13 protein-coding genes are annotated in these 18,572 nt (G+C 60.9%); 5 read left to right on the top strand and 8 right to left on the bottom strand.

The window, feature by feature from the left end:
- Position 1: 1 nt before the first annotated feature.
- Genes ATO7_RS13240 through ATO7_RS13230 form a run of 3 tightly spaced genes read right to left on the bottom strand, consistent with a single transcriptional unit; the run spans position 2 to position 7,275 of the window.
- Positions 2–3,775, bottom strand: a complete 3,774-nt coding sequence (locus ATO7_RS13240; RefSeq protein ID WP_083562444.1) for a Calx-beta domain-containing protein — start codon at positions 3,773–3,775, stop codon at positions 2–4.
- 34 nt (positions 3,776–3,809) lie between these two features.
- Positions 3,810–5,426 carry a FecR family protein gene (locus ATO7_RS13235; protein WP_083562442.1) on the bottom strand — a complete coding sequence of 539 codons (1,617 nt, stop codon included), beginning with the start codon at positions 5,424–5,426 and terminating at the stop codon, positions 3,810–3,812.
- A gap of 10 nt (positions 5,427–5,436) precedes the next feature.
- Positions 5,437–7,275, bottom strand: a complete 1,839-nt coding sequence (locus ATO7_RS13230) for a tetratricopeptide repeat protein (protein WP_083562439.1) — start codon at positions 7,273–7,275, stop codon at positions 5,437–5,439.
- A 66-nt stretch (positions 7,276–7,341) separates the two neighbouring features.
- Here ATO7_RS13230 and mnmA point away from each other — a divergent pair, with 66 nt between their 5' ends.
- Positions 7,342–8,472, top strand: coding sequence for a tRNA 2-thiouridine(34) synthase MnmA (gene mnmA / locus ATO7_RS13225; RefSeq protein ID WP_083562436.1), 1,131 nt, complete (start codon positions 7,342–7,344; stop codon positions 8,470–8,472).
- 68 nt (positions 8,473–8,540) lie between these two features.
- On the top strand, positions 8,541–11,249 hold the full coding sequence (acnA, locus tag ATO7_RS13220; RefSeq protein WP_083562433.1) for an aconitate hydratase AcnA: 2,709 nt from the start codon (positions 8,541–8,543) through the stop codon (positions 11,247–11,249).
- A gap of 47 nt (positions 11,250–11,296) precedes the next feature.
- Here the strand turns inward: acnA and ATO7_RS13215 are convergent, their stop codons facing one another.
- The gene (locus tag ATO7_RS13215; RefSeq protein WP_158523211.1) at positions 11,297–12,328 is read right to left on the bottom strand and encodes a helix-turn-helix transcriptional regulator; all 1,032 of its coding nucleotides are present in this window, start codon (positions 12,326–12,328) and stop codon (positions 11,297–11,299) included.
- A 141-nt stretch (positions 12,329–12,469) separates the two neighbouring features.
- Here ATO7_RS13215 and ATO7_RS17205 point away from each other — a divergent pair, with 141 nt between their 5' ends.
- Positions 12,470–13,879 carry a fatty acid desaturase gene (locus ATO7_RS17205; RefSeq protein ID WP_083562429.1) on the top strand — a complete coding sequence of 470 codons (1,410 nt, stop codon included), beginning with the start codon at positions 12,470–12,472 and terminating at the stop codon, positions 13,877–13,879.
- 45 nt (positions 13,880–13,924) lie between these two features.
- Here ATO7_RS17205 and ATO7_RS13205 read toward each other — a convergent pair whose 3' ends face one another.
- Positions 13,925–14,242 (bottom strand): DUF2288 domain-containing protein, encoded by a 318-nt coding sequence (locus tag ATO7_RS13205; protein WP_240499476.1) that lies wholly within the window; start codon positions 14,240–14,242, stop codon positions 13,925–13,927.
- Between the two features lie 91 nt (positions 14,243–14,333).
- Between ATO7_RS13205 and ATO7_RS13200 the strand changes: the two genes are divergently transcribed.
- Positions 14,334–15,095 (top strand): ParA family protein, encoded by a 762-nt coding sequence (locus tag ATO7_RS13200; RefSeq protein ID WP_083562425.1) that lies wholly within the window; start codon positions 14,334–14,336, stop codon positions 15,093–15,095.
- Positions 15,092–16,489, top strand: coding sequence for a Si-specific NAD(P)(+) transhydrogenase (gene sthA / locus ATO7_RS13195; protein ID WP_083562423.1), 1,398 nt, complete (start codon positions 15,092–15,094; stop codon positions 16,487–16,489). The genes ATO7_RS13200 and sthA overlap by 4 nt, the downstream gene beginning before the upstream one ends.
- On the opposite strand, the gene ATO7_RS13190 is transcribed toward sthA, so the two are convergent.
- Genes ATO7_RS13190 through ATO7_RS13180 form a run of 3 tightly spaced genes read right to left on the bottom strand, consistent with a single transcriptional unit; the run spans position 16,486 to position 18,429 of the window.
- On the bottom strand, positions 16,486–16,887 hold the full coding sequence (locus ATO7_RS13190) for a MazG nucleotide pyrophosphohydrolase domain-containing protein (protein ID WP_083562421.1): 402 nt from the start codon (positions 16,885–16,887) through the stop codon (positions 16,486–16,488). The genes sthA and ATO7_RS13190 overlap by 4 nt on opposite strands.
- Complete coding sequence (locus ATO7_RS13185; protein ID WP_083562419.1) at positions 16,874–17,503, bottom strand: CoA pyrophosphatase; 630 nt, start codon at positions 17,501–17,503, stop codon at positions 16,874–16,876. Before ATO7_RS13185 ends, ATO7_RS13190 begins: the two co-directional genes overlap by 14 nt.
- Positions 17,500–18,429, bottom strand: a complete 930-nt coding sequence (locus ATO7_RS13180; protein ID WP_083562417.1) for a transaldolase — start codon at positions 18,427–18,429, stop codon at positions 17,500–17,502. Before ATO7_RS13180 ends, ATO7_RS13185 begins: the two co-directional genes overlap by 4 nt.
- Between the last annotated feature and the right edge of the window lie 143 nt (positions 18,430–18,572).

Genomic DNA, 18,572 nt, shown 5'->3' with positions numbered 1-18,572 from the left:
CTTAGAGGCAGCTGCCGATATCACCATCTTCGATGTCGTCCAACTCGCCGTCGCTGTCGCAGTCGGCGCCAAAGGCGACGATGGTGGATAGCACACTCTGAAACACAGGGTTCTTCGCGATGGCGTTGAGGAAGCTGCGTCCACTGTTGCTTGTGGGCGCTTCCCAGGACGTCTGGTCGGCGTTTGGATCGGCAAACATGTCACCGGGAATGGTGCTTTGCCAGCCTGCACTGGTGTCGCTTGGGTAGCTGCCAGCGGCCTTCTTGATCGGTGTCACGGTGCCAAGATCAAGATCCAGGTGTTCGAAGCAAGACTCCATGGCGATGGTGCTGCCAGGTGCAACGATAATGTTTTCCTGAGATTCGGCCGGGCCGCCGTTTCGCAACAGGCGTTTGGTGCTGTCGGAGATTGGAATAGAACCACCGCAGCTGTTATCGGCATCGCGTTGCGGCGGCAAATCATTGAGGTTAAAGCCAATGTCGCGTGTTCCGATGAACAGCGCCACGCTGGATTCTGAAGCCGCGCCGGACAAGTGATTGCCAATTGACAATCCATCGTAGTGGGCTTGTAGGACCAGACTGCGAGCATCGTCCGACACGAATCCGCTGTAGCTGTGGTAGCCAAGGCTGAATGACACGCGCCCCTTGTCTCCAAAGACCACGGTCGAGTCCAGACCTTCATAATGTGCTGCCGAGTTGCTGTCGGACGCATCACAGTGCTCGGAAATCGCGGCAGGCTGTTCGAGTGCCGCCAGTTCAGCATCACGACGTACGACCGTCGTGGCTACAGGCAGCGGTCCGGCTGGTATCGAGGGGCACAGAACTGCGGGGGTGGTTTCAGCGCTGGCCACCAGTTGCACCGTACCACCGGTGCTGAAGATCAACTCGCCATGGCGCATCTCGCCAATGGCTTCCGCCGTTGCGCCTTGCGCGGCTGCATATTCCAGGCCGGTGATGCGAAAACGGCGCCCCTCGAGCTGCGACTCAAGCGCCGTGCTATCGCCGCTAAAACGACGCACGCCGATACTGATCTCATGCCTGGAGGATTCATTGAAAGACAAGGTGAAGCTGCCCACAGCGGAGGCTTTTGCGCTCGCCTGCTTGACGCCGCCCAGTGGATTCAGCTCCAGGCTGTGGCCAACCAGAGCGATCAGGCTGTGGTTTTCGTCGATCGCGCCGTAACGCAGCGGCGTCGCCGAAGCATCGCTGAGTTCCACGCCACCGTTGGAGGTGATTGCGAAGGTCAGTTCCTCGCACGGGGCGCTCAGTGGATCACAGCTGACGGTTGTGGTGGATGGTGATCCTTGCCCACCGGTGTAGTTGCGCCAGATAACCGTGTTGGACTCTTCCAGCACCCTGGCTACGTTGTCGTTGATCGTGGTTTCCAACAACGTTGTGCCGGCGTAACGCCGCCCTAAGCTGTCACTATCGGCACCAAGTTCCAGATGAATGCCGGCGAATGCGTAGTCGCCATTGAGCGGAAAAAAATCCGCCGTGCTGGATTTTTGCAGCATGACTCGGGTGACCACGTGCTGCTTATGCGACTGCAAATCCGGGGCGTAGAGACTGCCTTGTGCGGTTGAGTAGGTTTCTTTCGCACTGCGCACGCTGCTCATATACCCCCGGGCACCCAACGGCAATGAGCGGATGGTGTAAGGCAGCTCGCGTTTGGCAAAGGGTTCGATGACCTCTTCGTCAAAGTCGGCCTGGAAGTCCATTTGTCCCTGGCCAATCTCTTGGCCAGTAATGAATCCGGTTGGCGTCGCTTCGTTGGAGAAAAACAACCCGTAGCGATCACCCGACACGTCGACAGAGTTTGGCGGATCTTCAGATTCGCTGACAGTGACAGCGTAGAACTGGAACTGTGGATCTTCGGCTCGGTCCCAAAACAGATCGCCATCAACCAGGTCGAGGCGACTGTCAATCAGCGCGTTGTAGGTACGGATAGCGCCGAAATAGTCGGGCGCTGCCACGCTGCCCGAATTGCGTCGCTCAAGGCCCATGCCGAACTCGATCAGGTGATAATCACCCACGAAAGATTCGAAATCGATGTCCACGGGCAAAACGGCGCTGGCCGTTGCACCGCTGTCGCTGGAGACGGCCAGCGTAATCGAGCGTGACTCGGCAAAGGCTTTATCCAAGATCACCGGGTCAGGAATCAACAATACCCGACCATTATCAATGTCTGCCTGGGTGAAGCTGGTGGCTGGATTAACGGCGTCTTCGGGCAGGAAAAATTCCAGACCGGAGGTGTTCGGTGAAGGCACCGTATAAGTCGGTGGTGAGGTCGCAGCCGGGTCGGTGGCCGCAAGGTTGATGGTTTGAACCCGGGCCTGCGATTTGTTCTGAACCACCAAACCTGAGGTTGTCACACTGAGCGTGGCCGGTGTCGGCGTTGGCGTGACCAACGGCGTCGGGCTGGGCGTGATCACCGGTGTTGGTGTTGCGATCGGCGTCGGGCTCGGTGTGATCACCGGAGTTGGCGTCGGCGTTGGGCTTGGTGTGGGGCTCGGTGTCGGGCTGGGACTTGGTGTTGGCGTCGGCGTCGGTGCGCTGTCGTCATTGACAATGACAACGTGCATTTCGATTGCAGCGCCCAGTGTTGCGCCGCGCGCATCGCTCAGCAGCAGACGGAAGGTTTCGTCGGCTTCAAAACGGTCGTCGTCGATAAACGCGATGTTGATCTGAGCGCTGTCCTGGTTCGCCGGGATGGTCACGCTGCGGTCGATGCCGGCGAAGTCGTCATCAGACGTGGCGGTGCCATCGAGCGCGCGGATGCGCAGCGAAATGGCATTGCTGGACGTTGGCATAATACTGACGCTGACGGCCAGATTCTGCGCGCCTTCATCCGCGCTGAAGGTGGCTTCATCAAATTCCACGACCGGGCCTTGCACGGCATCGCCGGCCAGTGCCGACAGGTCGATTTCAAACGGCGATGCGCCGGTGTACGCCGCATCATTGTTGTTGCGGAAGCGTCGGATTTCCTGGTTGATGACGGTCTCGGGCAGCGTCTGGTCGGCCACCGTGATGGCCTGGTCACCAGCCTGGCTGTTCTGGGCGCCGTCACTGATATCGCGGGCCAGCGCGCGGATGTAGGCAAAGCGTGGCTGATCCAGACCGCGCCGGGTGATCATGCTGTTGACCGCATTGGCGTAGCCACCCAGGGCCATGGCGTAGTTGAGCTGCGCGGCTGTACTGCCGGTTGCCGGTGCGGTCGGGTTGGCCGGTACGGTGGTCAGAATGTCGAAGCCGAAGGCTTGGCTGAACAGTGCCCGACCGCCCGCAATGAGGCTGGCCATGGGCACATCATCACGAGCGCTCTGCTGGCGCAGCTTGTCGACCAGGGCCTGGGTGAATGGGTTCAGGGTGGCGCTGGTTTCTCCGGCGGGAATAAGGGTTTCAAAGCCCTGCTGCGGACCGAGCTGGATGCTGCGCTGGCCGCTGGGGTCGGATTCGTCGAAGAAGCTTCCGCCACGGCTGCGCGCAAGCAGCGGGATGTCCGGCAGACCGCTGACACTGAAGTTGCCGCTGGCATCGGTCTGTGCGGTCGCCACAGCGGGCAGGACCGGCTGTCCATCGAATGCAATGGCAAAGATTTCGATGCGGGCACCACGGACCGGACCTTTGACCACCGCGCCATGAACATCGCGGCTGGCGGCACGGGGTTCGGCGCTGCCCGATGTCTGCTGCGAACAGGCGCTGATGAGTATGAGTGCGCTGGCGCACAGGAGCGCGCGTCGCAGCAACAGAAAAATCGAATGCTTGATCATGCTCATGACACAGGTTTCTCCCGCTCAGGGCGCTGAAACACTAAGGTGAAGCAGCTTCAAAAGCGGCGCTGCCGTGGACGGATTCGCCATTGTTCTGCAGCGCGTAACTCAGGCCGGCAGCGCCAGCCTGGTCGGTGAAAAAGCCGCTGAACTGGCCCTGGCCACCGGCCACACCGTTAACCCGGACACTGCTGTAGGTGCCGCCAAACAGATGCTCTGGTGTACCACTGCCCAGTCCGGCGCCGAGCTGCCCTTGCCCCTGGGCCTGCCAGTTTTGCTGATCAACGCTGAGGCTGAGGCTGGACGTGACCCTTTGGGTATCAAAGTTTGCGCTCAGGGCAGCATGCCCAAGAAAACCAGTCGCGCCGGTGCTGCTGGTCGGGTCGGTGTTGCCCACCAGCGTGAATTCACGGCTGCCGGTGATGGGAACCGCGATGCTGCCGTTGCTGCTGTCGGATTGAACCATGTGCAGGTTGAGCTGTTCGGTGCTCAGCGACGTGCTTTCGCCCGCGGCATTGGTCAGCGAAACGGCCTCGCCGCTCCAGCGGCCCCAGCTCAACCCGGTCTGCGGGTCGGCTCCGCGATTGACGATCTGACCCTGATCCAGCTGAACCACCACGGGTTCGACCTGGCCGTTGTTGTCGATGCCGGTGACAAAACCGACAACATCGCCGTTGCTGTCGACCAGCGTGGCCTGATCGGCCAACGTCAGCGCTGTGGCGTTGCTGCCCTGGCTCTGCAGCGCCGAGGCGTAGGCCAGGTTGCGTCGTGACAGCGGTTCACTGTCCTGCGGCACGGTTTCCTCGGCTTCGTTGTTCGCAGCGTCGGAACCGCCTGCAGGATCGCTGCTGCCGGGCATGGTACGCAGACCGAGCTGGGTCTGGGTGTCGTCGTCGGATGAGAAGGAAAGATCCTCGTCATCAAAACTGGCATTTTCCAGCTCCTCATCCGGGACCGGGCGCAACAGCCGCTGCGGTGCCTGACTTTGCGCCGTGACCTGACCGAATTCGCCATTCTCCAGCACCAGGCTGCCACCGGCGTTGCTCAGAATCACTGCGCCGTCGCCCACGCCGACGGTGAGGCGGGTTTGCCCGGCATCGTCTGGCAGTGCCAGCGTACCCGGTTGCATGGCGCCGGCCTGAGCCAGTTGCACATAACGCTGGGGATTCAGCACGTCATCAGCCACCGCCTGCTGGTTATCCGGCACCTGCAAGTCTGCAACAAAAGATGTGCCACGAATCCCGATGGTGGCGACCGGCGTGTTGACGCTGAAAGCGCTTTTGTCGCGTTGCCCGATCAGCCCTGTGATGGCTCGAAAGCCGCCTTTGAGCAGACCGAAAACGCTACGATCTTCGCTCGCACTGCTGCTGCCGAGCGTGCTGGTGCTGCGCGCAGCTGCATGCCGATAGCTTTCGATAGTGAAGCGCGTATCCGGCTTGAGCGATAACAATGTGCGGTCGCTCATGCGGATGTGCAGGCGCCCGGTGGCACTGGTGCTGATCGTGTCGCCTTCGACCACACGGGCATTTTTTACCGCGCGGTAGAGCTTGCCGCCCCGCTCCACCGTGACCTGGCCTGTCACATAAAGAATGCGGCCCGAATCCGCCATGGCCAGCCCCGGGAGTGTCATCAGCAGCAACAGTAGTATTCGCATCATGGTGCTACCCCTAATTCAGCATCCAGCTCACACGGAGCGCGATGTCGAGACGATCGTATTCGTAGATGTCGACATCGGACTGATTGTCGACATAAGACGCCTCCAGGCCGATCGCCCAGTTACGCCACCGATTATCGGTGAAGCGCAGTCCGGCGACTGTGAACCACTGCACATCGCTGCGTTCGATTCCGAAAAACAGGCCTTCGTAGTCAGCCTGCAGCAGGTTGCTGTTCAGCTGGAGGCGCCAGCGCGGCGACAGCTGGGTGCTCGCAAACAGGCCGGCGCCGAGCACGTCACGGCTGTTGGGTGAGGTGTTTTCCACCGCATCATCGCGACCACCGATGAGATCCAGTCCGAATTCGCTGCCGTAGGCCAGATTGACACGGCGGCTGAAGCCGGCCGAGACCAGCCACTGGTCGACATCGCGCACCGACAAAGCATCTGCGTAGCGGATGCTGCCGAGTTTGAACTGCAGTCGCGTGCTCAGCAGAGGGGACACGTTGAGGCGCCAGGCCGCGTTGAAGGCGGTCACATCATTGTTCTGCTCGCCATCCAGGTAGGTCTGCCCGCCGCTCACACGACCGCTCAATTCCCAATCGCCCTGGCGGTAGCTGAGTCCGCTGCCAACCCGCCATTGCAGGGTGTTGAACTCATCAGCATCGGTATAGCTGCGGTGTGAGGCCTGGGCCAGGTTGAGCCAGCGCCAGCGCGGGCTGAACGGGCGCACATACTGCACGTTGCCGGCCAGTTCCGCGTACGGCGAGTCGCTGCTGCGGGCCTGCTCGTCGAGCACAAAACCGGCGAAATTCTGCAGGTCGGTGGCACTGTTGGCATTGGAGTCGTGACCGCCAAGCAGTTCAATCAATGCCTGCCAGTGCGGCTCATAGCGGGCTGCGCGTCGGTCGATGGCTTGCATATAGCTGTCGATAACCTGAGCCGCTCGGGGCGGCGGGTTTTGCTTGTTGAGCTGCTCGAAAACCTGGCGTGCCGATTCGTTTTCGCCGGTTTCGAAATAGGCGCGACCCAAGTCCAGGCGAATCCCCAATCCCTGTGGTTTGACTTGTGTTGCCCGCAGCAGAGGGAACAGTGCGTCCTGTGGGCGCCCGCTGTCGAGCAACAGGACGCCGAGCAGGTAATCGTAATCAGGGTCGCCGGCGTATGCCGCTTCCATGGCGAGCAGTTGTTCAAGCACTTCGCCGCGTTGAGCGGCGTTACTCACATTTACTGCTTGAGCATGCAGTGGATGCGCAGTGAAGTGCTCATGCGCAGCGGATGTATCATCGCCATTCGTGTCAGGCAATGCGGGCGTGCGTTGCGTATCTGCAGCCAGCATGGTCTGAGGCCCAGGAGGCGGCGCATGCACAGCTGGCGCAGGGGCGGCAGCTTGCGCCCGCGGCGTTGGCGTTACTTGCTTGATCTGGAGCGACTCAAGTCCGGCCGGAGCTGGCACGGCTTGATTGGCATCGATTGCGGCGACTTCTGCATCGCTCAAAAAAGGCGTGGGTGCTGGTGCGATTGGTGGTGGGTTCGTTGCGCTTTGTTCGGCGTTCAGTCCTTGTGACCAGCTCAGGCGGACCTGTTCGACAGAGGGAATGTTGAGCATCACGCCTGCGCGCAAGCTGTTCAAATCACCGTTAAAAGCATTGCGATTGGCGGCGTAGATCGCCAGAGCCCACTGACGCAGATTCAGGTCGCTTTGCGCTGCACGGAACTGCCGGGCGATGGAGTAAACCCCCTCGCCCACGCCGGTTGGTCCGTATTGTTGCTGTGCGGTTGCCGGCACACTCAACAAAGCAGCAAACAGCGCAGAGAGGAACAAGCCCGGTCTGCGACGTCTTGAATCAGTCATTGAACCCCAACCCCTGAGCACATACGGCACAATACCCTGATACTACTCCCAAAAGAGCCAGCTTTCATGACACACATCATCGTCGGGATGTCCGGCGGCGTTGACTCCTCACTGACCGCAGCCCTGTTGCTGGAGCAAGGTCATTCGGTCGAGGGGCTGTTCATGTTCAACTGGGCTCAGGATGAGGATGCTTATTGCACGGCGGCCGAGGACTACGCCGTCGCGGCCCAGGTTGCTGCTGATCTCGGCATCAAATTGCATCGCGCCGATTTCAGTCGCGAGTACCGCGAGCGGGTGTTTGCCCATTTTCTGGACGAGTACCGGCGTGGGCGCACGCCGAGTCCGGATCTGCTGTGCAATCGGGAGATCAAGTTTCGAGAGTTTCTCGACTACGCGCGGCAGCTGGGTGCCGATGCGATCGCCACAGGCCACTACGCCCGGCTGGATCGCAGCGGTGGGCGCAGCCGATTGTTGCAGGCGGTCGATCAGAACAAGGATCAGACCTATTTCCTTGCAGCCGTCGATGGCCAGGCGCTGGATCATGTGCTGTTCCCGCTGGGCGAGTTCACCAAGCCGCAGGTGCGCGAGATGGCCCAGGCGCGTGGTCTGGTCAACTATCAGCGCAAGGACAGCACCGGCATCTGTTTCATCGGTGAGCGCCCGATGCGTGAGTTCCTGTCACGTTATCTGACGACCCAGCGCGGGCGCATGATTGATGATGCCGGACACGATCTGGGCGAGCACCCCGGTTTGTGTTTCTTCACCATCGGCCAGCGCAAGGGGCTGGGCATTGGTGGCCAGAAGCACGCCACCGATGCGCCCTGGTATGTGTACGCCAAGGACGAGCACAGCGCGACCTTGTATGTGACCCAGAACGAGCAGCACCCGGCCTTGAATTGCCGCGTGGCCGAGCTTGAAACGCCGCACTGGTTGCATGAGGCACCCGCTGCGGCGCACTGGCGCGGGCGGGCACGTATTCGTCATCGCCAGGTGCTGCAGGACTGCACGCTTGAGCTGGATGGCGATACCGCGGTGCTGAGCTTCGATACACCGCAGTGGGCGATTGCGCCCGGTCAATCGGCCGTTTTCTATCAGGATGAAGAGTGCCTGGGCAGTGCCGTGATTGCCCGCGCCGTGCCGGAACAAGGTGCTGCACCGGATGTCGCCGAGGCAGGCAGGCGTCAGAATTCGGTATAATTTGCGCCCCGAATTCGAGCGCTTTTGGCGCTCCGCTGTCCCCTCTTTCAAAACAGGGAGATCTGTTCATGACCGATAGCTTCGGTGCTCGCGGCCAACTCGCGGTTGGCGGCACGTCTTACGATTACTACCGTCTCGGCGCGGTGGCCTCTCAGGCTCAACTCGACCGTCTGCCCTACTCCCTGAAGGTGTTGCTGGAGAACCTGGTGCGCCACGAAGATGGCGTCAACATCACCAAGGACGACATCAACGCCCTGATCAACTGGGATCCCAAGGCAGAACCCAGCACGGAAATCGCGTTCACTCCGGCCCGCGTGATCCTGCAGGATTTCACCGGTGTGCCCTGCGTGGTCGATCTGGCCGCGATGCGTGATGCGGTGGCCAAGCTGGGTGGCGATGCGACCAAGATCAACCCGCTGGTGCCGGTTGAGCTGGTGATCGACCACTCCGTGATGGTCGACAAATCCGGCAGCAACGATGCTCTGGATCTCAATGCCAAGATCGAGTTCGACCGCAACAAGGAACGCTACGCCTTCCTGCGCTGGGGCCAGACCGCATTCGACAACTTCAAGGTTGTGCCGCCGGATACCGGCATTGTTCACCAGGTCAACATCGAATACCTCGCCCGCGTGGTTTTCGGCAAGGAAACTGGGGTGGCCTACCCGGATACCGTGGTCGGCACCGACTCGCACACTACGATGGTCAATGGCATCGGTGTGCTGGGCTGGGGCGTGGGCGGCATCGAGGCCGAAGCCGCGATGCTGGGCCAGCCGGTTACCATGCTGATCCCGCAGGTCGTCGGTTATCGCCTGACCGGCAAGCTGTCGGAAGGTGTCACCGCCACGGACCTGGTGCTGACCATAGTCGAGCGCCTGCGTGAGCTCGGTGTGGTGGGCAAGTTCGTCGAATTCTTCGGCGAAGGCCTGGCTGATCTGCCGCTGGCGGATCGCGCCACCATCGCCAATATGGCACCGGAATATGGCGCCACCTGCGGCATTTTCCCGGTTGATGAGGCGACCATCAATTACCTCAAGCTGACCGGTCGTGATGAGGATGAACTGGCGCTGGTGGAAACCTATGCCAAGGCCAATGGCATGTGGCGTCACGATGACGATCCCGATGCCGAGTACAGCCACGTGCTGGAACTGGATCTGTCCACCGTGCAGCCCTCGCTGGCCGGCCCCAAGCGCCCGCAGGACCGGATTCTGTTGTCCGACATGAAATCCAGCTACCAGAGTCATCTGAAGCCGATGGTGGCCGAGCGTAGCGAAAAGTCGCAGGCCGAGGCGCGGCTGGAAAGCGAAGGTGGCCCGGTGGTCAAGTCTGGCGTTGCCCAACTCGCTATCGATGGTGAGTCGTTCGAACTCTCAGATGGCGCGGTGGTGATTGCAGCCATCACCTCGTGCACCAACACCTCCAACCCGGTTGTACTGCTTGGCGCTGGCCTGGTTGCGCAGAAAGCTGCGGCACGTGGCCTGAAGGTTAAACCCTGGGTCAAGACGTCGCTGGCGCCGGGCTCCCAGGTGGTGACCGACTATCTCAACAAAGCCGGCCTCATGGATGACCTGGAAGCGCTGGGCTTCCACGTGGTGGGCTATGGTTGCACCACCTGCATCGGCAACTCGGGGCCGCTCAAAGCGGCGATTTCCCAGGCCATCCAGGACAACGATCTGGTCGCGACGTCGGTGCTGTCCGGCAACCGCAACTTCGAAGGTCGAGTGCATTCCGATGTGCGCATGAATTTCCTGGCCTCACCACCGCTGGTGGTGGCCTACGCGCTGGCCGGTACGGTCGATATCGATCTGGTCAATGAGCCGCTCGGTCAGGATCAGGACGGCAATGATGTCTATCTCAAGGACATCTGGCCGAGCAATGCCGAAATTCAGGAAACGCTCGCGGCGAGCCTGAATTCGGACATGTTCAAGACCCGCTACGCCGATGTTTATGCCGGTGATGCACGCTGGCAAGGGCTGGAAATCCCCACCGGCAAGATCTACGAATGGGACAACACATCGACCTACGTGCAGAATCCGCCCTACTTTGAAGGCATGTCCCTAGACACCGACGACATCGGCGAGATCAAAGGCGCACGGTGCCTGGCCAAGCTGGGTGACTCCATCACCACGGACCATATCTCGCCTGCGGGCGTGATCAAGCCGGATCAGGATGCGGGCGAGTACCTCATGTCCAAAGGGGTACAGCAGGCCGACTTCAACTCGCTGGGTAGCCGTCGCGGTAACCACGAGGTGATGATGCGCGGCACCTTCGCCAATGTGCGTCTGCGCAATCAGATCGCACCCGGCACCGAAGGTGGCTGGACCCGACATCTGCCCGACGGCGAGCAGATGTCGATCTACGAAGCGGCGATGAAGTACAAAGCCGAAAACACCCCGCTGGTGGTACTGGGTGGCAAGGAATACGGCACCGGTTCATCCCGTGACTGGGCGGCCAAGGGCACGATTCTGCTCGGCGTGAAAGCTGTGATCTGTGAAAGCTTCGAACGCATTCACCGCTCGAATCTGGTCGGTATGGGCGTGCTGCCGTTGCAATTTGCTGACGGTGACAGCCACGAATCCCTGGGTTTGACCGGGCTTGAGACCTACGACATCGAAGGTCTGCAGCGCGGAGCCAAGAGCGTGAGCGTGACCGCCACCACGGACGATGGCAAGGTCACCACGTTCCAGGCCAAGGTGCGCATCGACACGCCCAAGGAGTGGGATTACTACGAGCACGGCGGCATCCTGCAGTATGTGATTCGCCAGCTCGCAGCGGCCTAATCTCAGGTCCGCAGCACAGCATAAACGCCCCGCATTGCGGGGCGTTTTTATGTGGAGCGGGTGCGGAATACGCTGGGGCTTACGCCTTCGATCTTGCGGAACGCGCGGGTGAAGTTGGCCGCATCGGTGTAGCCCAGCTCCAGTGCAATCTGGGTGATCGACGTGCCGCTGTTCAGCAGCAGCCGTTGCGCCCGTTCGTGTCGCACCTGTTGCAACAGGGCACGGTAGCCAGCCCCTTCACGCTGCAGATATCGGTCTAAAGAGCGTGGCGACATGTTCAGGGTATGGGCCATTTCGTCCATGCTGGGCATGCCGTGGCGGGCTTCGCGCAGCATCATGCGCACCCAGCCGCTGACATCCTGCCGGTTGAGGGCGCGCTGGACCATGCTGCGGCAACGTTCCTCAGCCGCTTTGAGGGCCACGTCGTCGGCTAGGGCCAGGGCTTTGTCGCCGGCGCTGGCTGGGAATACGAAGCGCACTTCCGGGGGCACAGAGGGAATGAAGTGGCAGCGCGCCTCACGCAATTCCTGATAGCGCTGCACGTGAGCAGGCTCGCTCAGTGACAGGTACAGCGCGTAATCGGGCATCTGGCCCTGCATCAGTTCGCGGATTTCGAAGTGTGCGGCACTGGCCAGAGCTTCAAGATGCACATCAAGGCACACCTGCGAGGTGGCCGCGACGGCCTGAAAAGTGAATTCCATATGCCGCTGGTCACGCCGGTAGCGGGCTTGAAAGCTGGGCATGATCAAGCGGAAAAAGCGTGAAACTAGGCGCAACGCGTAGTCCACATTCGGACTGCTCAGGATGCCGTAGCCGACGATGTCATGCGAGCTCAGCTTGAGCGACTTGCCCAGTTCAAAACCGAGGTCACGACGCCCTGTCATCTGCACACCGGCCTGGACCATCAGGTCGACCTGATACAGCGGCAAGGTAGCACCGGGCTGGCTCAAAGTGCCCAGATCAAGGCCCAGCGGTCGCAGCAAATCGTCCACATCCACACCATCGCGTAGCAGCAGGTCGGCGACCCGGGCGTAATAGCGGGCCGGGATGCGCAGGTCTTTGGTGTCGCTGGTGGACATCGTGTTCATACCTGAACTGTCTGAAAATGACAGGAACTTGTCAAGAAATGACAAGCCGCGGTGCGAGCAGCGCCCCACAATGCTTGCATGTCATGGCCCCGAGGCGGGTCGTGCACCAGAATAGCCATGAGGAGAATCAGCATGAGCACAACCCAATCCATGTCCGTTTCGGATGCGATGCAGTGGCAGGACGGCAAGCGCTACCTGTGGCTGCTGAGTCCCCTGTTGCCAACGCTTGGTTTCCTGTCCGTAGCGTTGTTCTACCTGACCGGGTACAGCGTATTTGCCTGGGGCGGGCCGATCTTGATGTATGCCGTCATTCCGCTGTTTGATCGTTTGATCGGGACGGACCGCAGCAACCCGCCCGAAGCTGCGGTCGAGCGGCTTGAAAATGATGCTTACTACCGTCTGATCGTCTACGCCTACATCCCAGCCCAGTTCGCCATGACCATATTGGGAGCCTGGGTATTTATGACCGGGGATCTGGGTGGCTGGACCATACTGGGTCTGGCGTTGACCTGCGGCACCATCAATGGCGTGGCCATCAATACGGCGCATGAGCTGGGTCACAAGAAAGAAAGCCTGGACCGCTGGTTGGCCAAGCTGACCCTGGCGCCGGTGGCATACGGACATTTCTACGTGGAACACAACCGTGGCCATCACAAGAATGTGGCCACGCCGGAGGATCCGGCCAGCTCACGCATGGGCGAATCGTTCTGGGCTTTCCTGCCGCGGACCATGCTTGGCAGCGTGCGTTCAGCCTGGGAGATCGAAGAACAGCGCCTGCAGCGCAAGGGCAAGAGCGTATGGGCCCTTGAGAATGACAATCTGCAGGCTTGGGCCATGACGGCCGTGCTGTTTGGCGGGCTGGCCCTGTGGTTGGGGCCATGGGCCCTGAGTTTCCTCTTTGCACAGGCCTTTTTCGGCGCCAGCCTGCTTGAAGTCATCAATTACATCGAGCACTACGGCCTGCTGCGTCAGAAAGCCGCAAATGGTCGTTACGAGCGCTGCGCACCACGCCATTCCTGGAACAGCAATCACATTGTGACCAATCTGGTGCTGTACCAGCTGCAGCGTCATTCCGATCACCACGCCAATCCGACCCGTCGCTTTCAGGCTTTGCGCCATTTCGACGAAAGCCCGCAGCTGCCGTCCGGTTATGCCTCGATGCTGATGCTGGCCTATGTGCCGTGGCTGTGGTTCCGGGTCATGGATCCGCTGGTGGCGGCGCACCACAACGGCGACATCAGCAAAGCCCATTTGCATGCGCCCAAGCGCCAAGCGTTGCTGGCGCGCTGGCAGCGTGCTGAACCGGACGCCGGACTCAGCGACGCGCACCATGACAGCGAAAGCCCCAGCACTGCGCATGCTGCGACCGGGGCAACCCGCTACGCCTGCACGGATTGCGGCTACATCTACGACGAGGCCGAAGGCTGCCCGCGTGAGGGCTATGCCCCGGGTACGCCATGGGCGGCGCTGCCAGACGACTGGCCCTGCCCAGACTGTGCGGTGCGCGAAAAACCAGATTTCAAGCCAGCAAAGGCAGCCTGAGGGATCAAGGCGGAGGTGAAAAGCGGCCCCAGGGCCGCTTTTCTTTTAGCGTTTGCTACGTTCCTGAACCAGCACCCAGGGGCTGACCACCACGGCCCACAGCTCCAAGGAGTTGTCCGCCGCCCAGCGGGCGGCATTGTGATCGGCCAGATGGCCAACCTGCCCGGCTTGCATCCAGTCGCGCACGCGATCCTTGTCATCGTCGGCAAACGCTTGCGCCACGTCGATAAGATCCAGCGGTTCGGCGACCTCGACCACCCGGCCAACGGCGAACATGCGTTCAATCTCGGCCCAGCTGACGCGTGCGGTTTCGCCCAGCAGCTTGTCATAGGTGGGTATTTCGATGTGCTGACTTGAGTCCACATTCAGTCCAATTTATTCACCCGTGTATTGTGCCATGCAGCAGGGCTTGCGCTAACATTGCGCCACCTGAAAATCGCCCGTGGGAGTTGGCATGCGCAGAGTGGTGTTCAATCAAAAAGGTGGTGTGGGCAAAACCACGATCGTGTGCAATCTGGCCGCGATCAGCGCATCGCGCGGACGCAAGACCCTGGTTGTGGATCTGGATCCTCAGTGCAACACCAGCCAGTACCTGCTGGGCAGCCAGGACACGCCGGCGCCGAGCAGCATGGCGGACTTCTTCGAAGGCACGTTGGGGCGCAGCCTCAAGGCTGCCGACCTGCGCCCGCACATCGCCCCCACCCCGTTCGACAACCTGCATGTGGTCGCGGCGCATCCGGATCTTGAGCATCTGATCGTCAAGCTGGAATCACGGCAGAAGATCTACAAGCTGCGCAATGCCCTGAGCAAGCTGTCGGATTATGACGAGATTTATATCGACACCCCACCGGCGCTGAATTTCTACAGCCGTTCGGCCCTGATCGCGGCCGACCGCTGCCTGATTCCCTTCGACTGCGACGATTTCGCCCGTCAGGCCCTGTACACGCTGACTGAAAATATCGAAGAGATTCAGGCCGACCACAACGAAGATCTGAGTATCGAAGGCATCATCGTCAATCAGTTTCAGGAGCGCGCCAATCTGCCACAGCGGCTGGTCAAGGAACTGACCGAAGAAGGCATGCCGATACTCAAGACCCGTCTGGCCAGCTCGATCAAGGTCAAGGAATCACATGATCAGTCGATTCCGCTGGTCTACCTTGCACCCTCGCACAAAATCTCCAAGCAGTTTCAGGATCTCTACCGCAGTCTCAAGTGAAAAAGTACAACGTTGACGTCGCCATAATCGGCACCGGCCCTGCCGGTGAAGGGGCTGCCATGATGGCGGCCAAGAACCACCTCAGCACGGTGGTCATCGAACGCTATGTGGATGTCGGCGGAGGCTGCACCCACTGGGGCACCATACCCAGCAAGGCCTTGCGCTACGCGGTCAAGCAAATCAACGAGGTGCGTCACAATCCGCTGCTGCAATCCCTGCGGCGTCAGATCCGGGTGACCTACCCGGAACTGCTGGAAACCGCGGGCGGCGTGGTCGGGCGCCAGGTTGCCAGTCGCCACCGCGCCTACGAGCGCAATGATGTGCCGATCATCGAAGGTGCGGCGCGCTTCAAAGACGCGCATACGCTGATGATTGAGCATGAGCGCCACACCGTGGCGCAGATCAAGGCCAAGACCATCGTGATCGCCACCGGCTCTCGGCCCTATCATCCCGAGGGGCTGGATTTCGATCACCCGCGCATTCTCGACAGCGACACCATCCTCAAACTCAAGGAACACCCGCGCTCCATCACCATTTATGGTGCCGGTGTGATCGGCTGCGAGTACGCATCGATCTTTGCCAATCTCGGTATCAAGGTCAATCTGGTCAACACCCAGGGACGGCTGTTGTCGTTCATGGATGAGGAGATCAGTGAAGCCCTGTCCTATCACCTGCGTGATCAGGGCATCACGATCCGGCACAACGAAGAGTACTCGCACGTCGAAGCGCGTGAGCATGACGTGGTGCTGCATCTGAAATCGGGCCGCAGGCTCAAGTCTGACGTGCTGCTGTGGGCCAACGGCCGCACCGGCAACTCGGCCGGTATGGGGTTGGAGGATCTAGGCCTACCGGTCAATTCGCGTGGGCAGCTCAGCGTCAACGAGGCCTATCAGACCGACATCCCGCATATCTATGCGGTGGGCGACATTATCGGTTACCCGGCCTTGGCGTCGAGTGCCTATGACCAGGGACGTTTCGCCTTGTCTCACCGGCTCAATCCGGAGCGGGTCAACGAACTGTTTGATCTGATGCCAGCGGGTATCTACACCATCCCGGAACTGTCATCGGTGGGGCGCACCGAGCAGGAACTGGCCGCTGCCAACGTGCCTTACGAGTCCGGCTACGCCTACTTCAAACACCTGGCGCGGGCCCAGATGGCCGGTGAAACCGTGGGCATGCTCAAGCTGATTTTCCATGCCGATACACGCGAGGTGTTGGGCGTGCACTGCTTTGGCGACCGGGCATCGGAAATCATCCACATCGGTCAGACCGTGATGGCCACGCAAAATGGCGGCCCTGGCCTGGATTACTTCATTGAAACCACCTTCAACTACCCGACCATGGCCGAGGCCTACCGGGTTGCGGCGCTCAACGGGATGAACCGTTTGGCCTAGACTTCTGGGCCGTTGGTTTTGGCGTCCTGCCACCAGGCTTCAAGTTCGTCCAGCGTGCAGTCGGCCCAGTCGCGGCCATGTTCGGTCAGCTTGTGTTCGACATGACGCAAACGCCGGATGAACTTGCGATTGACACTGTCCAGCGCCTGCTCTGGTGACAGCTTCAGAAAGCGAGAGAAATTGACCAGCATGAACAGCAGGTCACCCAGCTCATCCTGCATGGCCTGGCTGTCGCCACTGTCCACCGCTTCACGGAATTCGCCCAGTTCTTCTTCGAGTTTGTCCCACAGCGGTGGCAGATCCGGCCAGTCAAAACCCAGTTCGGCCGCCGCTTGTTGCAGGCGGCGGGCCTCGCTCAGAGGCGCTGCGGCATCGGCCTTGTGATCAGACCAGCTCATGGGCTTCGAACATCTGCTGCAGGTTATAGAGCATCCCGGCCGTGGCGCCCCAGATGCGGTAGTGCTTGTAGTTCAGCTCGTAGTACTTGAGCCCCAGACGGCCGAGTTTGCGCATCTGGTAGTTGCGTCGTTCGAGGACGAAGGACAGCGGTAGCTCGAACACTTCCGCGACCTCTTCGGAGTCCGAATGCACGGGTGCAGCGGCATCCACCAGGGCGACCACCGGGGTGACCCGGAACTTGGAGATGGTCGGGTAATCGTCGAGATAGCCGATGACCTTCACCGCGGCGGGATCAAGGTCGATTTCTTCCTGGGCTTCGCGCAAGGCCGTGCCCACAGGGAATTCGTCGCCCTCGTCTTTGCGCCCGCCGGGGAAGCTGATCTGCCCGCCGTGGGCGCGCAGGTTTTCCGAGCGCACCGTCATGATGATGCTGGGTGCATCCTTGTCGCGAACACCGACCAGCACACTGGCCGGTCGCAGTCGACGGGTCCAGCGCTTCTGCAGGACGTAATCCAGCCCCAGGGGCAGTTCCCAGCGCGCCATGCGGCGCGGATGCTCGGCGTGGGTGTGCTCGAGTACGTCCTCGAGCCGATCAACCAATTGAGTGCGGATCACGCCAGAGAGGCCAGCCAGCTGTCCAGTTTGGCCTGGTCGGCGGCGAAGCGGCGAATGCCGTCGGCGAGTTTTTCAGTGGCCATGGCGTCGTCGTTGAGTTCCGCACGAAAGCGGGCCTCGTCGGGAATCTCGCGCGGATCCTCGCTGGTCTGATCGGCGCTCAGCTGGGCCTCAACTCGTGTGCTGGTGTCTGCAGCCAGCTCGTCGAGCAGCTTGGGCGCGATGGTCAGCAGGTCGCAGCCGGCCAGGGCCAGAATTTCGCCAGTGTTGCGGAAGCTCGCGCCCATGACTTGCGTGGGGTAGCCGTGCGCCTTGTACCAGCGGTAGATGCGCCGTACCGACTGCACGCCGGGATCCTGCTCAGGGCTTTCGACTTTGAGGCCATTGGCCACATGCCAGTCGAGGATGCGGCCCACAAACGGCGAAATCAGGGTGACCCCGGCGTCGGCGCACTGGCGCGCCTGGGCAAAACCGAACAGCAGCGTCATATTGCAGCGCAGGCCGCGCGATTCCAGCACGCGCGCCGCGCGGATGCCTTCCCAGGTTGAAGCGATCTTGATCAGTACCCGCTCGGGGCCAACCCCGGCGGCGGCGTAGTCCGCAATGATGCGTTCGGCCGCCTGTATGGTTTTCTGGGTGTCGAAGGATGCTCGCGGATCGACTTCCGTAGAGACATAGCGGCCCACGGATTTGAGAATTTCGCAGCCGAAGCGCACGGTCAGTTTCTCGCGCGCCCGGTCGATGTTGCCGCCACTTGCCACCAGCGCTTCGCGCGCCCAGGTGGCGGCATGATCGGTGCTCGCCGCGGCCAGGATCAGGCTCGGATTGGTCGTGGCGTCAGTGGGTTTGAAGCGGCGAATGGCGTCGAGGTCGCCGCTGTCTGCAACCAGCGTGCTCAACTGGCCGAGTTGTTCCAGTGCGTTCATAAAATCAGGAATTGGGTGCCTTGCCCGCCTGGGCATCGGCATAATGCATTGATGATCGATTCTAGCCCGCATTCATGACCGGCCGCTACGCACGCCTTGCCAGCTGGCCTAGCCCTGACCATGGCGTGATCCCGCATGCGGAG

The sequence above is a fragment of the Oceanococcus atlanticus genome (assembly GCF_002088235.1).
In the GTDB taxonomy this organism is placed as follows: Bacteria; Pseudomonadota; Gammaproteobacteria; order Nevskiales; family Oceanococcaceae; genus Oceanococcus; species Oceanococcus atlanticus.
The sequence above is the reverse complement of the archived record's forward strand: the minus strand, read 5'-3'. Positions and strand labels throughout refer to the sequence as shown.

Bases quoted from the DNA above. Each gene is read 5' to 3' on its own strand.
- ATO7_RS17205 (WP_083562429.1), top strand. From the start codon at position 12,470: ATGAGCACAACCCAATCCATGTCCGTTTCGGATGCGATGCAGTGGCAG.
- ATO7_RS13235 (WP_083562442.1), bottom strand. From the start codon at position 5,426: ATGATGCGAATACTACTGTTGCTGCTGATGACACTCCCGGGGCTGGCC.
- ATO7_RS13240 (WP_083562444.1), bottom strand. From the start codon at position 3,775: ATGAGCATGATCAAGCATTCGATTTTTCTGTTGCTGCGACGCGCGCTC.
- acnA (WP_083562433.1), top strand. From the start codon at position 8,541: ATGACCGATAGCTTCGGTGCTCGCGGCCAACTCGCGGTTGGCGGCACG.
- mnmA (WP_083562436.1), top strand. From the start codon at position 7,342: ATGACACACATCATCGTCGGGATGTCCGGCGGCGTTGACTCCTCACTG.
- ATO7_RS13200 (WP_083562425.1), top strand. From the start codon at position 14,334: ATGCGCAGAGTGGTGTTCAATCAAAAAGGTGGTGTGGGCAAAACCACG.
- ATO7_RS13180 (WP_083562417.1), bottom strand. From the start codon at position 18,429: ATGAACGCACTGGAACAACTCGGCCAGTTGAGCACGCTGGTTGCAGAC.
- ATO7_RS13215 (WP_158523211.1), bottom strand. From the start codon at position 12,328: ATGTCCACCAGCGACACCAAAGACCTGCGCATCCCGGCCCGCTATTAC.
- ATO7_RS13190 (WP_083562421.1), bottom strand. From the start codon at position 16,887: ATGAGCTGGTCTGATCACAAGGCCGATGCCGCAGCGCCTCTGAGCGAG.
- ATO7_RS13230 (WP_083562439.1), bottom strand. From the start codon at position 7,275: ATGACTGATTCAAGACGTCGCAGACCGGGCTTGTTCCTCTCTGCGCTG.